At 71.3% G+C, this 13,868-nt stretch carries 11 protein-coding genes; 7 read left to right on the top strand and 4 right to left on the bottom strand.

What is annotated here, in order from left to right:
• Positions 1-30: 30 nt before the first annotated feature.
• The gene (locus K8638_RS03290) at positions 31-2,271 is read right to left on the bottom strand and encodes a carboxypeptidase-like regulatory domain-containing protein (RefSeq protein WP_223752897.1); all 2,241 of its coding nucleotides are present in this window, start codon (positions 2,269-2,271) and stop codon (positions 31-33) included.
• A gap of 150 nt (positions 2,272-2,421) precedes the next feature.
• Between K8638_RS03290 and K8638_RS03285 the strand changes: the two genes are divergently transcribed.
• Positions 2,422-3,498 (top strand): ferrichrome ABC transporter substrate-binding protein, encoded by a 1,077-nt coding sequence (locus tag K8638_RS03285; RefSeq protein WP_223752896.1) that lies wholly within the window; start codon positions 2,422-2,424, stop codon positions 3,496-3,498.
• A 123-nt stretch (positions 3,499-3,621) separates the two neighbouring features.
• On the opposite strand, the gene K8638_RS03280 is transcribed toward K8638_RS03285, so the two are convergent.
• Positions 3,622-4,761, bottom strand: coding sequence for a triacylglycerol lipase (locus tag K8638_RS03280; RefSeq protein WP_223752895.1), 1,140 nt, complete (start codon positions 4,759-4,761; stop codon positions 3,622-3,624).
• A 136-nt stretch (positions 4,762-4,897) separates the two neighbouring features.
• On the opposite strand from K8638_RS03280, the gene K8638_RS03275 reads away from it, so the two are divergent.
• From K8638_RS03275 to K8638_RS03250, 6 genes are all read left to right on the top strand, one after another.
• On the top strand, positions 4,898-6,976 hold the full coding sequence (locus K8638_RS03275; protein ID WP_223752894.1) for a S46 family peptidase: 2,079 nt from the start codon (positions 4,898-4,900) through the stop codon (positions 6,974-6,976).
• Between the two features lie 169 nt (positions 6,977-7,145).
• The gene (locus K8638_RS03270) at positions 7,146-9,026 is read left to right on the top strand and encodes a serine/threonine-protein kinase (protein WP_223752893.1); all 1,881 of its coding nucleotides are present in this window, start codon (positions 7,146-7,148) and stop codon (positions 9,024-9,026) included.
• Between the two features lie 71 nt (positions 9,027-9,097).
• Entirely contained in the window at positions 9,098-9,919 is an 822-nt protein-coding gene (locus K8638_RS03265) for a hypothetical protein (protein WP_223752892.1), read from the top strand.
• Between the two features lie 13 nt (positions 9,920-9,932).
• Positions 9,933-10,757, top strand: coding sequence for a hypothetical protein (locus tag K8638_RS03260; protein WP_223752891.1), 825 nt, complete (start codon positions 9,933-9,935; stop codon positions 10,755-10,757).
• 375 nt (positions 10,758-11,132) lie between these two features.
• Positions 11,133-11,729, top strand: coding sequence for an adenylate/guanylate cyclase domain-containing protein (locus tag K8638_RS03255; protein WP_223752890.1), 597 nt, complete (start codon positions 11,133-11,135; stop codon positions 11,727-11,729).
• A 51-nt stretch (positions 11,730-11,780) separates the two neighbouring features.
• Positions 11,781-12,428 (top strand): glutathione S-transferase family protein, encoded by a 648-nt coding sequence (locus tag K8638_RS03250; protein WP_223752889.1) that lies wholly within the window; start codon positions 11,781-11,783, stop codon positions 12,426-12,428.
• A gap of 15 nt (positions 12,429-12,443) precedes the next feature.
• On the opposite strand, the gene K8638_RS03245 is transcribed toward K8638_RS03250, so the two are convergent.
• Together K8638_RS03245 and K8638_RS03240 are read right to left on the bottom strand one after the other, a co-directional pair.
• Positions 12,444-13,268, bottom strand: coding sequence for a glycosyltransferase family 2 protein (locus K8638_RS03245; protein ID WP_223752888.1), 825 nt, complete (start codon positions 13,266-13,268; stop codon positions 12,444-12,446).
• Positions 13,265-13,864, bottom strand: coding sequence for an HAD family phosphatase (locus K8638_RS03240; protein WP_223752887.1), 600 nt, complete (start codon positions 13,862-13,864; stop codon positions 13,265-13,267). Before K8638_RS03240 ends, K8638_RS03245 begins: the two co-directional genes overlap by 4 nt.
• Positions 13,865-13,868: the final 4 nt, after the last annotated feature.

Here is a 13,868-nt window from a genome sequence, read left to right as displayed (position 1 = left end):
TCTAGCCGCGGTGGCCCCGGCCCACGGCGGCTACCACCAGGGCAGCTCGCGCGCGTCCGGGCCCTCGAAGCGGACCTGGACGACCTGACGCTTGGGCCCCCCGACCTCGATGACCTTCCGGAAGAGCATCGACCGCCCCAGGGTGCCGCCATACGAGTTCCTGGCGAAGACCGTGTACGTACCGGGCACGAGCTGGCTGAAGTCCTTCAGGACGGAGTTGAAGGGGATGAAGGGCGCATCCGGTGCCGCGAGGTCCACCGTCCCATCCGCGGCGGCATCCGCCTCGAGTGTCCCCGGCAGGGACGCGAGTGCGTCGAGGTCCCCGGGCCAGGGCCGCGCTCCGGGCACGACGTAGACATCGCGATAGTGGCTCGGCCGGGGCAGCAGCACGCGCAGCGCTCCCGTGCCGCGCGTGGCCCGGACCTCCACCGTGGCGGCGCCCTTCGCGGGGACCTGGACCTTCAGCGGGGCGAAGCGCGCGGGAAGCCCGGCCCGAGGGCCCCGCGAGTCCGCCGTGTCGACCACTCGTATCTCGTACGCTCCGGGCGGCAGCTTCAGGCTGACCTCGTGGGAGTCGTTCGAGTGCCCCTTGAACACCCCATCCGCGTTCTCGGCGGTGACCTCGATGCCCACGTGCGGGAGGCCCTCCGCCGACAGCGCGTGGATGAGCACTGGCGTCTCGGAGGCGGGCAGGCGGAAGGTGACCTCGCCCTTGTGCTTCGGAGAGACACGCTGACGCAGCGTGCCTCGCCACCACTTCGTCGTCAGCACCACATCCCTGTCTCGTGGGACGGGGCCCAGGGAGAAGCGTCCGGCGGCGTCGGTGGGCTTCGAGTCGACGGACTCCTGGGAGCCCTTCCACTCCGCGGTGAGGGTGATGCCCGCCTGGGGGCCCCTGTCCGGATGAACCACCTTCCCCTCGAGTTGCCGTCCCCGCACGAGCACGACGTCCGGCAGCGACACGTGCTCCGTCGTCGAGGCGGGGACCTCGAGCCACCGGGGGAGGAAGCCTTCCGCCCAGATGAAGAGGTGACAGCCCAGGTTGGAATGGAAGCGACCCTCCTCGTTCTTCACGCGTTCATGCAGCACCCGGAAGCTTCGGACCGGAGCGCCCTGCTCGTCGACCACGCGACCGGAGGCGCTCGACGCACAGGAGGGCATGACCGACATGTCGACGGGCGGGCCTCCCGTCCTCGCGAGGACCCCCCTGCTCCCGAGCGGGGGCTCCGCGGTGAGCACGTACTCGCCCTCGCGCAGGTCCCGCAGGACGAAGTTCCCTTCCGCGTCCGTCAGGGTGGTCGCGCTCTCGGTGGAGTAGGTCTGGTCACGGAGGAAGTCGTCGTCCAGCGGCACGGACGGGAAGCGCTGGACGGCGGTCACCTTCGAGCCCGCGAAGGGGCGGCCGTCCGGCCGGTGCACCCGTCCCTGGAGCGTGGCGGACGCGGGGCGCTCCGCGAAGCTCAGCTCCGGGAGTGTTTCCTCGGGGTCCCCCTTCAGCTCGACGTCTCGCCACACGGAGCGGCGGAACCGGTCCTCCTGCTCCCAGGACGCCAGCAGCCGATAGCGTCCCGGAGCCCAGACGGGGAAGTTGGCGAGGCCGCGGGCATCCGTCCGGCTGAGCTGGTTGGTGCCATTGCGTGCCTCGGGGACCAGGAGGACCTCGGCGTTCTTCAGCGGGGCTCCGGTGGGGCCACGGACGAGGACCTGGTGCATCCTCGCCCCGCGGACCTCCAGTTCCCGGGGCGCCGTCAGCCGTGTCCTGCTCAGCAGGTCCCTGCCCGAGGCGTCCACGAGGGACACCCGGACCGCGCCCTGGGACGCTCGCGGGAGCTCGAACCGTCCCTCCGCATCCGTGGTGGCGGTCTGGTCGGGCTCCTCGGAGTTGAGCCAGTCCAGCGTCACCCTGCCGCCGGCGAGCGGGGCTCCTCCCGCGCCCAACGCGCGGCCCGTGACGCGCACGCAGCGCGGAAGCTGCGTGGGGAGGCTCGCGAGGTCCTCGTCCTTCACTTCCAGGGCCACTTCGTGGACCGCGCACAGCTCCGGAGTGCGCACGCGCAGGCGGTAGTCGCCGGGCGGCAGGTTGAAGCTGAACTGGCCCTCCGGCCCCGTCCGACCCCGTGCCACCACCTTGCCCTGGGGCTCGCGGACCACCTCCAGCGCCGCGTCGGTGAAGGGCTGGCTCTTCGCATCGGCCAGGGAGCCGCTGACGCGTGAGCCGAGCGCCACGGTGGGGAGGAGGAGCAGCAGGCCCAGGATGACGGAAGGACGCATGGGCCGAGTGTACGCCGGGCCGTCCGTTCCTCCGTTTCAAGGGGGCTAAATGAAAGGTAACAGTGCAGGGCAGGCAGGATGGCGTGGTGGGTCAACACCCGGTCCCCGGGGCGCTTCACGCGGGGGGCCCGGCGAGGCAAGCTGTCCTCAGTGTCACGTCGCTCCAGGCTGGGCCTCACACTGCTGCTCTCGGTGCTCCTGCACGCAGCGCTCTTCTTCGCGCTGTCGCGGGTCCCGTCCGCCCGGCCTCCGGCGTCGGCGCGGCGTGAGGTCGTGGAACTGGAGTTCTTCTCCCCACCCGTGAAGCCGGTGGCCCCGCCTGCTCCGGCGCCCACGGTGCGACCGCCCGACCGGGCGAGTGCCCCACCCCCGCGTCAGGCGGAGCGGCCCGCGCGGGAGGCTCCGAAGCCCCCGGTGGCGGCCACCCCTCCAGAGGCGCGGCCCGGGGGAGACGAAGCCCCCGAGGAGCCGACACCTCCGGTGGAGGACGCCCCACGCATCGCCGCCCAGGACCGGCCCATCCTGGTGCCGGAGCACCTGCTGGGGCAGGGCCTCACGGGCAAGCCGCCGTCCACGGGACGGACGATTCGCAATGAGCCCGGGACGGCGCCCGATCCGAAGGCCATCGCGGCGCGCGAGGCGGAGGACGCGCGGGAGAAGGTGGACGGGTGGGCGAAGGACGCGCTGGCGGAGGCGCGCGCGGAGAGCGGGGCTCCCGGTCCGTACTTCGCGCGGCTCCAGAAGGACTTCACGAAGAAGCTGGTGAACCCACCGCCTCCGGACCTGAAGGTGCTGGCCGCGCGGATGAAGCGCGAGCAGGTGGATGCCATCCAGCGCTTCGGCAAGACGGGCAGCCCCGTGGCCCCAGGTGGGAAGCGAGACCATCGCCTGGAGCAGCGCAACCGCATCCAGGCGGCCGTGGAGGCGGGACGCGCCGCGAACATGTACATGGTGGACGTCACCGAGCCCATCCTCGTGCTCGCCGCCGTCGTCGAAGTCCGTCAGGACCGCGAGGGCAAGCTGCTGGAGCTCAAGGTGATTGAGGGCTCGGGAGACAAGACCTTCGACGACTGGGCCATGTCCCAGCTCCGCGAGGCCCTCGCCCGGGCGGATGCGCCCGGGGACGGCGGCGTGGGGATGCGCGACGACGGGATGCGGACCCGCTGGCGACTGAAGGAGTACCTCGGCAACCCGAGGGTGCAGATCCACCTGATTGGCATCTACTGACCCCGGGCACGGGGGGCTCGGGGGCCGCCGCGCTTCGTGTGCACGGGCGTGCTTCCTGGCGGCAGCCGAGGGTGAATCAGGGGCTCGTGGAGGAGTTCCGGCGCCAGGGCCTGGCACGCATGTTCAGCGCGGCTCGTCCTCCATGATGAAGTCCGTGATGCTCTTCCACGTGGACTCGAACTGGGGCCGGCGGAAGCCGGAGCCGGAGATGAGCCAGTCCACGTGCGGCGGCTGGTGCGCCGGCTGGTCGAAGTGCCCAATCGCATCCAGGTGGTCCGCCCGCACCGCCGCCAGCACCCGCCCGTACACCTGCGAGCGCGTGGGGACGATGCCGTCACACGCCGTGGGCCCCGGCAGCGCCCCGTACGCCTGCACCAGCGCCGCCGTCTGTGCCGGCGTGTGCGGCGGAATCGCCGTCAGCGGCATCCGCTGCGTCTGCCCGTACACGAACGCATAAATCGTGTGCGTGAGCTGCGCGTACGGGTCCAGCCCCGCCGACATGCGCGTGCGCAGCGACGGCGGCCGCGACTGCGTCACCACCGAGCCGTACCGCACGCCCGGCCGGTCCACCGTGCTCGCGTTGAAGAGGTCGATGCCCTCCGGCGTGAGCTGCGGAATCAGCGACGTGTCGTTCCCCACGTCGCTCAGGAACTTCGCCACCGCGTCCCGCCGCTCGGAGGAGAAGTCCCCCAGGAGCTGGTCGTAGAGCTGGTCCACCAGCGTGGGCTTCCATCCGAGCGTGTCGTCCGCCCGCACCAGCACGTGCCCGAAGCGGAACACCACCCGCAATGGCAGCCGCCCGAAGCGCAGCACGTACACCGTGAACAGCGACAGCAGCTTGAGGATTTTCTGCCCGAACAGCCCCATGAAGAACGTCGCCAGCGGCGTGCCCGCGTGCGGCGTGGACACCGTCACCACCGAGCGCACCCGCTGCGCGAAGGGCTCCAGCTCCAGCCCCTGCGTGAGCTGCGCCCCGGGGCTCACGAACAGCCGCGAGTCCAGCCCGCCCGTCGAGTGGCCGATGAGGTGGATGGGGCCGTCATCCCCGCCCGCCGTGTCCTTCACCGCCTTCAGCAGGTCCGCCGTGCGCGTCCGGATGGAGGCCGTCGGGTGGGACAGCACGATGACCACCTCGGCGTCCACTCCACGGCGCGCCAGCTCCGCCTTCAGGTAGTCGTAGGCGTGGCCGAAGTAGATGAGCTCGCCCAGGTTGATGAATCCGAAGAAGCCGGGGACGAGGTAGATGTGGTGCTTCGCGGGCATTGCTCCCCACCATACCTGACGCGACGCGTGATTCCCCACCTCGGGAATGCACGCACCGGCAGCGGGTTGACGCGCGCCTGCTCCCACGAGGAGAACGGCACCCCTACTCTCCGTCATTCCAGAAGGACGACCGCACGTGGATTGCAGACTGCTCGCACTCGGCCTGCTCATCTCCCTCCCCGCCGCCGCGGACGAGGGCATGTGGACCTACGACGCCTTTCCCTCGGAGGCCGTGAAGAAGGCGTACGGCTTCACGCCCACGCAGGAGTGGCTGGACAAGGTCCGCCTCGGCTCGGTGCGGCTGGCCGGCGGTTGCTCCGCCAGCTTCGTGTCTCCCGACGGCCTGGTGATGACCAACCACCACTGCATCCGCGAGTGCATCGAGGACCTGGCCTCGCCGAAGCAGGACCTGCTCGCCAACGGCTTCCAGGCGAAGACGCCCGCCGAGGAGCGCCGCTGCCCGAAGGTGGAGGCCAACCAGCTGGAGAAGATGACCGACGTCACCGCCCGGATGAACGCGGCGACGAAGGGCCTCACCGGCGCCGCCTTCAACACCGCCCTCAAGAAGGAGATGGCCGCGGCGGAGTCCGAGTGCGCGACGTCCACGGACCTGCGCTGTGACGTGGTGACGCTCTTCAACGGCGGCAGGTACCACCTCTACCAGTACCGCCGCTTCCAGGACGTGCGCCTCGTCTTCGCCCCCGAGTTCTCCATGGCCGCCTTCGGCGGGGACCCGGACAACTTCAACTTCCCGCGCTTCGGCTACGACGTGGCCTTCCTCCGCGTGTGGCAGGGCGGCGCGCCGGCGAAGAGCCCGCACTACCTGCCGTGGGCGAAGCAGGGCGCGAAGGAGGGCGACCTCGTCTTCGTCTCCGGCCACCCCGGCGGCACCGAGCGCAAGGCCACCGTGGCCGAGCTGGAGTTCCAGCGCGACGTCAACCTGCCGTACACGCTGCTCCAGCTCTCCGAGGTCCGCGGCATGCTGCGCGAGTTCGCCAGCGCCTCGCCCGAGCGCTACCGCACCACGCGCTCGCGGCTGCGCGCCGTGGAGAACGGGCTGAAGGCGCTGCGCGGCCGGCACCAGGCCCTGGCCGACCCGGCGCTGCTGGCCCGCAAGCGCCAGGAGGAGGCCGAGCTGCGCGAGAAGGTGGACGCCAACCCCCAGGTGAAGGCCGCCACCGCGGGCGCGTGGGAGGAGATGGCCCAGGCGCTCGACGCGTACCGCCGCATGCTGCCCGAGTACCGGATGAAGGAACATGCGGACGCGTACCCCGGCGAGCTGTTCACCCTGGCGCGGCACCTGGTGCGCGTCGCCGAGGAGCAGCCCAAGCCCAACGCCGAGCGGCTGCGCGAGTACACCGAGGCCCAGCTCCCCACCCTGCGCCAGCAGTTGTTGCGCGGCGCCCCCATCGCCACCGAGCTGGAGCAGGCGCTGCTGGGCTTCGGCCTCAACCGCCTGCGCGAGACGCTGGGCGCGGATGACCCGTTCGTCCAGCAGGTGCTCGGCCGCGAGGCCCCCGCCGACCTGGCGCGCGCGCTGGTGAAGGGCACGAAGCTGGGCGACGTGAAGGTGCGCAAGGCCCTGCTGGAGGGCGGCAAGGCCGCCGTCGATGCGTCGAAGGACCCGATGATTGTCTTCGCGCGCAAGGTGGACGCCGAGGCCCGCGCCGCCCGCAAGCGCTACGAGGACGCCGTGGAGGCGGTGCTCAAGCGCAACGGCGAGCGCATCGCCCGGGCGCACCTGGCCGTCTACGGCACCTCCGGCTACCCGGATGCCACCTTCACCCTGCGCCTCAACGCCGGGCAGGTGAAGGGCTGGGACGAGAATGGCCGCGCCGTGGCCCCCCTCACCACCTTCGGCGGCGCCTTCGCGCGCCACACCGGCAAGGACCCCTTCAAGCTGCCCGGCACCTGGCTGAAGGCCCAGGGCAAGGTGCCGGCCGGCACGCCGCTGGACATGGCCACCACCAACGACATCATCGGCGGCAACTCCGGCTCGCCCGTGGTGGACCGCGACGGGCGCGTGGTGGGGCTCATCTTCGACGGCAACCTGCACTCGCTCGGCGGCCGGTACGCGTACGTGCCGGAGACGAACCGCGCGGTGGCCGTGCACGGCGACGGCATCCTCGCCGCCCTGGAGCACGTCTACGGCGCCACCCACGTCGTGAAGGAGCTGCGCGCCGCGAGCGACGTCACCGTACCGGCAGCGAAGTAGGCCCCCCGCGGGGAACCCGAGAGGTCGGGTCGACGGGCCCGCCTCCCGCATTCTCAAAACTCAGGGCCCACAGGCGGGCTCCCTGGGAAGGTAGGGAGAGGGCAACTGGCCAAGGGATGTCAGAGGGTGGAGGATAGAATCGGGTCTCAAGGCTGAAAGCCGGTTCTCCATGGGTTCCTCCACCTCCAAAGACATCCCTCTTGGCACCGTCATCAGGGAGACCTACGAGATTGCCGGCGTCCTGGGCCGTGGCGGCATGGGCACGGTCTTCCTGGCCAACCACCTGCGGCTTCCCGGCAGGCAGGTGGCCATCAAGGTGCTGCGCAACGACGGGGGCCTGGGGGCGGAGGTCTACGTGCGCTTCCGCCGCGAGGCGGAAATCGCCTCCCGGCTGGGGCACCCGAACATCATCGAGGTGCTCGACTTCGACACCCTGGCGGACGGCTCGCCCTTCCTGGTGATGGAGTGTCTGCGCGGGCAGCCGCTCTCCCGGCGGCTGCGGCGGGGAGGGGCGCTCACGCTGGAGGAGGTGTTCAACGTCTCCCGGCAGATGGGCTCCGCGCTCCAGGCGGCCCACCGCGCCGGCATCGTCCACCGCGACCTCAAGCCCGGCAACGTGTTCCTCGTCCCCACCGAGGTGGGCGGCGTGGTGATGGAGCACGTGAAGCTGCTCGACTTCGGCATCTCCAAAATCATCGACTCGACGAGCGTGCACACCCAGGGCGGCATCCTGCTGGGCACGCCGCAGTACATGGCCCCCGAGCAGGCCCAGGGGAAGAACCAGGAGGTGGACCCCCGGACGGACATCTTCTCGTTCGGGTGCATGGTGTACGAGATGCTGGCCCGCAGGCTGCCGTTCAAGGACGGCCCCCTGCCGGAGCTCATCTACCGCATCGTCTATGATCCGCCGGACCCGCTGCGCACCCTCGTTCCTGGTGTCCCCGAGCAGGTCGTGGAGGCCATCGAGCGGGCGCTGGAGAAGCGCCCCGAGGACCGCTACCCCGACGTGGGCTCCTTCATCGAGGCGCTGACGGGCAGCCCGCTCCAGACGCTCTCGCCCCAGCAGGTGCCGGTGCCCGCGCTCGCGGTCCGCCCCTCGCAGATGGAGACGGTGGGCATGAAGCGCTCGCCCCCCGTGGAGGTGCCCGCCTCGCAGCGCCCGACGGTGGACGGACGGCGCCCGGCCAGCGAGGCCTCGGCGCAATCGGCGGGCTCCTCGAAGCGCCCCGTCGTCAACGTGCCGCTCCACGAGGTCTCCACGATGACCGTGGGCGCCCCGGCGGCGCCCGTGCCCCCCGATGCGCCCGCCGCCGGACCGTCTACACAGATGGTGCGCCCGGACGTCGGAGTGGCCCAGGGCTCCGCGCCCTTCCTCGAGACGGGGGGCTCGAGGGCCCGGTGGTGGTGGACGGCGGCGGTGCTGGTCCTCGTGGGCGCGGTGGCCCTCGCCGTGGGGCTGCGTCTCATGGGGAGCCGGCCGCCGCCCGTCGTGCCGCACCAGGGAGTCGGGCTCCAGCAGGGCGCCGTTTCCCCGGGGGCCGCTCCAGCACAACAGGGGACTGCCTCTTCCGGGCAGGCGGGGACCTCTCCGGCACAACCGCCGGCCAACGCTCTTCCCGGGCAGGTGGGGGCTCCGCCGTCACAGCCCGTGGACAATGGCGCGACCGAGCCGCCTCCGGCACAGAACGGGGCGGCCCTGGCGCAGCCCGGCTCGGTGCCCGGGGCCGTGGCGGCGCCGCCGTCCGGGACGGATGCACGTCCCGTCGCGACCTCCACGCGGAAGGGCTCGTCCACGCCCATTCCCAAGGCGGTGCTGGAGGACCTGGCGGCGGGGGAGAAGGCGCTGGCGCGCGGCGACGCGGAGGAGGCGCTCCACCTGGCCCGTCGCAGCCAGCGGGTCCAGGTCACCAGCTCCTCCTTCTCGCTCCTTGTCCGCGCGCACTGCCGCCAGCGGGACCTCTCGAATGCCCGCACCGTCTGGGAGAGCGTTCCCGCCTGGGAGCGCACCAAGGTGCGGCGCTACTGCAAGCAGTACGAAATCGCGCTCTGAGCCCTGCCGCCTCGCGCGGGAGCGGCCGGAGCCTCCACACCGAGGTGATGTGCTTGAGAACCCTTCTGGCCATGAGCGTCTTGTTCGTCGCGCTGGGCTGTGCCCGGGGCACCCGTCCCGCGGGCCCCGGCTCCGGCCCCGTGGGACGGGGGACGGTGTATTCGGCTCCGAGCGGCGAGACGGTGAGCGTCGTCCCGTTGCTGCCCCCGGAGGCCCGGCAGTTCCTCATCCAGTTCAACATCCCGGGCGAAGACCATGATGGGAAGGTCCTCCTCCACAAGGCCAGCCAGGACGGGATGGAGTTCTGGGCGCGCTGGCGTGGAAGAGACCTGCGCCTCTTCCAGGAGCGCAAGCACTTCAACAGGAAGACGAAGACCGAGGACTTCATGGCGACGCGGCTGCTCGAGGATGGCGTCATCCACATGAAGCTCGACGCGGAGCGCACCCGCGCGCTGGATGCCGCGGAGGTCCAGGAGCTGTACCTGCGCCAGTTGGCCGATGGCACCCTGGCCCGGGGCGAGGCCTACGACAAGCAGTTCTGGGCGAAGGACCATGAGCGGCAGGTCGCCCAGTCGCTCAAGGCGATGAACGCGGCGTGCGGCTCGGCGGTGGCGGCGGCCATCGCCTGGGACACCGTCTCCGACACGCTGCTCGACGAGGGCAGGGCCATTGGCGCCTTCTGCGTCGGTCCGCTCGACGCGCTGAAGACGCTGTGCGACCAGTCGGCGGAGGCCCAGCGCACCGTCCAGGCGAAGGTCAAGCGCGTGGACTGCCGCGTGGGCGACGGCTTCTCCAGCCGCATCGAGGCGGACACCGTGGTCTGGACCTTCGCCCCCGGCAAGGGCGGCGTGGCGGTGGACCATCACCAGCAGTTCTTCATGGACAACCTGTAGCCGGAGCCCGCGCATGTCACTCTCACGATTCCTCGCGTTCGCGGTGCTCTTCTCGTCGGGCACGTCCGTGGCACTCGAACCGCCCTGGGGCCAGGGAAAGACGCTGGGCCAGCGGATGCTGCTGGAGAGCACCTCGGTGTGCACCGACGGCCGGGGCCACTACGTCGTGGCCATGCCCATCCGGGGGAGGTCCCACGTCCAGTTCTTCTACGGCGACGGCACCCGCTTCACGCAGATGCCCCTGGCGCCCAACCACGTCTGGGTTCCCCGGGGGGCGTTCCTCGACCCGCGCTTCGCGAACCCCGAGGCGAACTCCAACGTCAATGACAGCGGCCTCGACCTGCGCCCGTACTCGTACGTGAAGGTCGACCCGAAGGCGAACACCTGCGCCGTCACCTGCGGCACGCGCACCACGCCCTTCACCGTGCTCGAGCACGCCCAGGCCCGGGAGATGCTGTTGAAGGCCACGTACGACGTGAGCCCCCAGAAGTACGAGCCCCACGCCCTGCTGCGCGACGGCAAGGGCACCTACTACCTGGTGGAGCGGAGCACCTCCACGTCAGGGCAGATGGGCTACCGCGTGTTCATCGGCCCCCGCGGGCGGCTGAAGCAGCAGCAGATGGTCAACGTCGTCGCCGACTCGAAGGGCGAAATCTTCTCCACGAAGCAGGGCGACCTGCAGCTCGTGCTGGACCGCGAGCAGCCCTCGCTGTGGGTCGTGAAGAAGAACCGCAAGAAGCTCCGCGCCGTGCCCGTCGAGGAGAACCTCCTGCTCATCTACAACGAGCTGGGCGTCTACACCGGCGCGCGCCTGGGCACCCCCTGCGACGACCTGTAGTCGTCACGCCCTCTGTCCGGGGCCGGACCCCACCCCACCTCCTGAGTCCGCTCGTGGACACCCCACGTGGAGATTCCTCCGGGGGTTGGTGCATCGCGTCAGGGATGACCTATCCTGATAGCACTGAATAGGGCGGATTACGCAATGTCCACCACCGGGCGCTTCAGGACGGAGTCGGAAGCGGAGGGCGGGTCCCTCGGAGCCGGTGACGTACCGGGGTGGTGGACGCACCCGTTGTACGGCCGCGCCTTCGCGGGCGAAGGGTCGTCCGGGGCCCGGTCCCAGCCGGGACGGGGGGCCCGGCTGGGACCGGGGACCTCGTCGTGAAGTAGACTCCTCGACAGTTTGTGCCGGGGGGAGAGGGGAGCTGAAGCGATGGTGGTGGAGGCACCGGAACCCAGAAAGCTGTCGGCCATCCTGTTCACGGGCATCGAAGGGCCTGGCCGGCATTCCTGGCGCGATGACGCGCTTCAACAACTATTGCGTGAAGAGCACGCACTGCTGGTGCGCGAGCTGCTGCCACGCCATGGCGGGCGAGAGGTGAAGCGGCTGGAGGACGGCTTCCTGCTGGAGTTCGAGAACGGCTCGTCCGCCGTGGGCTTCGGGCTGGAGCTGCAGCGCACGCTGGAGACGCGTAACGAGGTGGTGTCCGCCGAGCGCCGCGCGGTGCTGCGCGTGGGCGTGCATGTGGGCATGGTGGTGCACCGCGACGGGGACGTGTTCGGCGAGGGCGTCAACCTGGCGGCCCGCATCGAAGCGCTGGCCCGGCCCGGCACGCTCTACGTCAGCGAGACGGTGGCGCGGCAGGTGGAGAGCAGCCTGGCCCGGCCGCCGGTGCGGCTGGGACGCGGGGACATGAAGAACATCCGCCTGCCGGTGGCCGTCTACCGCATCGACCCGCCCGAGCTCCGCAACCGGGTGCCGCTGCTGTCGCGGATGCGCAGGCTGCTGGGGCGCGGTCCAGCGAACTGAAGTCTCCGAAGCGGGGCACACCGGGCGCAGGGCGTTGTAGGGTTCCGCGCCATGCCCCAGCTCACGCTCGTCGTCGGTACGAAGAACTATTCGTCCTGGTCGCTCCGACCCTACCTGGCGCTGGCCCAGACCGGGCAGCCGTTCCAGGAGGTGGTGATTCAGCTCGGGGAGCCGGATACCACCGGGAAGATTCTCCAGCACTCGCCCAGCGGGCGCGTGCCGCTGCTGAAGCACGGAGACTTGTCCATCTGGGACTCGCTGGCCATCTGCGAGTACCTCGCGGAGACGTTCCCCGAGGCGCGCCTGTGGCCCCAGGACAAGACGGCCCGCGCGGTGGCGCGCTCCGTCACCTCGGAGATGCACTCCAGCTTCGCGGCGCTGCGGCAGCACATGAGCATGAACATCCGCTCCCGCAAGCCGGGCCAGGGCCGCGCCCCCGGCGTGGCGGAGGACATCGCCCGAATCACCGCCATCTGGAACGATTGCCGCGCCCGCTTCGGCCAGGGCGGCCCGTTCCTCTTCGGCCACTTCACGATTGCGGACGCCTTCTACGCCCCCGTCGTCACCCGCTTCGTCACCTATGACGTGGCGCTGGACGCGGTGTGCGCCGCGTACCGGGACGCGGTGCTCGCGCTGCCGGCCTTCCAGAAGTGGGCCGAGGCGGCGAAGCACGAGAAGCCGGTGGCGCGGTACGAGTGACGCGGCGGGGCCGCTTCAGCCGAGCGCGCCGTCGCGCACGCGGGTGAAGACCTCGTCATAGCGGCCCTCCGCGTAGGCCCGCGCCAGCTCCGGGTAGTGGCCCTGGCGCAGCTCGCGGAGGTACGCGTACTTCGCGGCGTGGTAGCCCGCCACGGCCCACGCCAGGCGCGACGCGTCGCCCCCGCCGCGCCACAGCGCGCCCTTCAGCACGCAGTCGCGCACCCACGACGCCACGCGCTGCACGCCCACGGGCTTGAGGCGCCGCGCCTCCGCGTGGGCCCGCAGCGCCCAGAGCAGCGCGTAGCGCTCCTCCTTCGCCGAGCGCCGCGCCACCGAGGTGGCGAAGCGGTGCTCAATCGGCGCGTGCACGCGCCCGCCCGGCATCTTCGGGAGCGCCTCGTGGACAATCTGCTCCGGCTTCCACACGGCCCTGTCCCGGCGCACCAGGCGCGCGCGCCACTGGGTGCGGAAGAGGAAGCGGTGGCCGTCCAGCTCCGCCCAGTCCCGCCGGGGCAGCCGGTACACGGCCTCCGTGGGGGAGGACGCCTTCCACGCGCGCAGCGTCTCCACCGCGCCGGGCTCCAGCGCCTCGTCCGAGTCCAGGTAGAAGACGTAGTCACACGGCCCCAGCGCCTTCACCGCCGCGTCGCGCGCCGCCCCGTAGCCCCGCCATGCGTGCGGCACGGAGCGCGCGCCCAGCGAGCGTGCCAGCTCCGCCGAGCCGTCCGTGGCGCCCGAGTCCAGCGCCACCACCTCGTCGCAGAGGGCCAGCAGCCCGCGCAGGCAGGGCTCCAGCGTGTCCCGGTTGTCCCGGTGCAGGACGTAGCCGCCCAGCCTCACAGGCCCAGCTCCTTCAGTTGCGCGTCGAAGGCGTCCGCGGTGGTGAAGAGGTGGCCGCGAAGGCCCAGCGCGCTGGCCGTGTCCACGAACTCCTGCAAGTCGTCGAAGAAGGCGGCCTCGCCCGGGGCGCAGCCCACGCGCTCCAGCGCGAGGCGGAAGATGTCCGGCTCCGGCTTCACGTGCCCCACCTCGCAGCTCATCACCACCGCGTCGAAGCGCTGGAGCACCGGCAGCCGCGGCCGCAGGTACGCGGCATGGAGCGCGTTGGTGTTGGACACCAGCCCCAGCTTCACGCGGCCCACCAGCCCCTCCACGCGCGGCAGCACCGCGTCATGCAGGGTGAAGTGGCTGCTCCACAGGGGGGCGAACTCCGCCATGGGCAGCTCCACGCCCAGCGCGCGGCACACGTCCTGGCGGATGCCCTCGGCGTCCAGGAGGCCCCGGTTGGCGTCCGTCCAGCCCGCGCCGGTGAGCCGCTGGGCCACCTCCGGGCCCGTCAGCCCCGCGCGCGCGCCCAGCCGGGTGAAGAGCCGCGCGTTGTCATGGAAGACGAGGACGTTGCCCAAATCCAACAGCACCGCCTTCACCAACGCCATGCGT

It is taken from the genome of Myxococcus sp. RHSTA-1-4 (assembly GCF_020037125.1).
Taxonomy (GTDB): Bacteria; Myxococcota; Myxococcia; order Myxococcales; family Myxococcaceae; genus Myxococcus.
The sequence above is the reverse complement of the archived record's forward strand: the minus strand, read 5'-3'. Positions and strand labels throughout refer to the sequence as shown.

Coding starts and splice junctions, on each gene's coding strand:
- K8638_RS03290 (WP_223752897.1), bottom strand. CDS start 2,271: ATGCGTCCTTCCGTCATCCTGGGCCTGCTGCTCCTCCTCCCCACCGTG.
- K8638_RS03280 (WP_223752895.1), bottom strand. CDS start 4,761: ATGCCCGCGAAGCACCACATCTACCTCGTCCCCGGCTTCTTCGGATTC.
- K8638_RS03270 (WP_223752893.1), top strand. CDS start 7,146: ATGGGTTCCTCCACCTCCAAAGACATCCCTCTTGGCACCGTCATCAGG.
- K8638_RS03265 (WP_223752892.1), top strand. CDS start 9,098: ATGAGCGTCTTGTTCGTCGCGCTGGGCTGTGCCCGGGGCACCCGTCCC.
- K8638_RS03260 (WP_223752891.1), top strand. CDS start 9,933: ATGTCACTCTCACGATTCCTCGCGTTCGCGGTGCTCTTCTCGTCGGGC.
- K8638_RS03255 (WP_223752890.1), top strand. CDS start 11,133: ATGGTGGTGGAGGCACCGGAACCCAGAAAGCTGTCGGCCATCCTGTTC.
- K8638_RS03250 (WP_223752889.1), top strand. CDS start 11,781: ATGCCCCAGCTCACGCTCGTCGTCGGTACGAAGAACTATTCGTCCTGG.
- K8638_RS03240 (WP_223752887.1), bottom strand. CDS start 13,864: ATGGCGTTGGTGAAGGCGGTGCTGTTGGATTTGGGCAACGTCCTCGTC.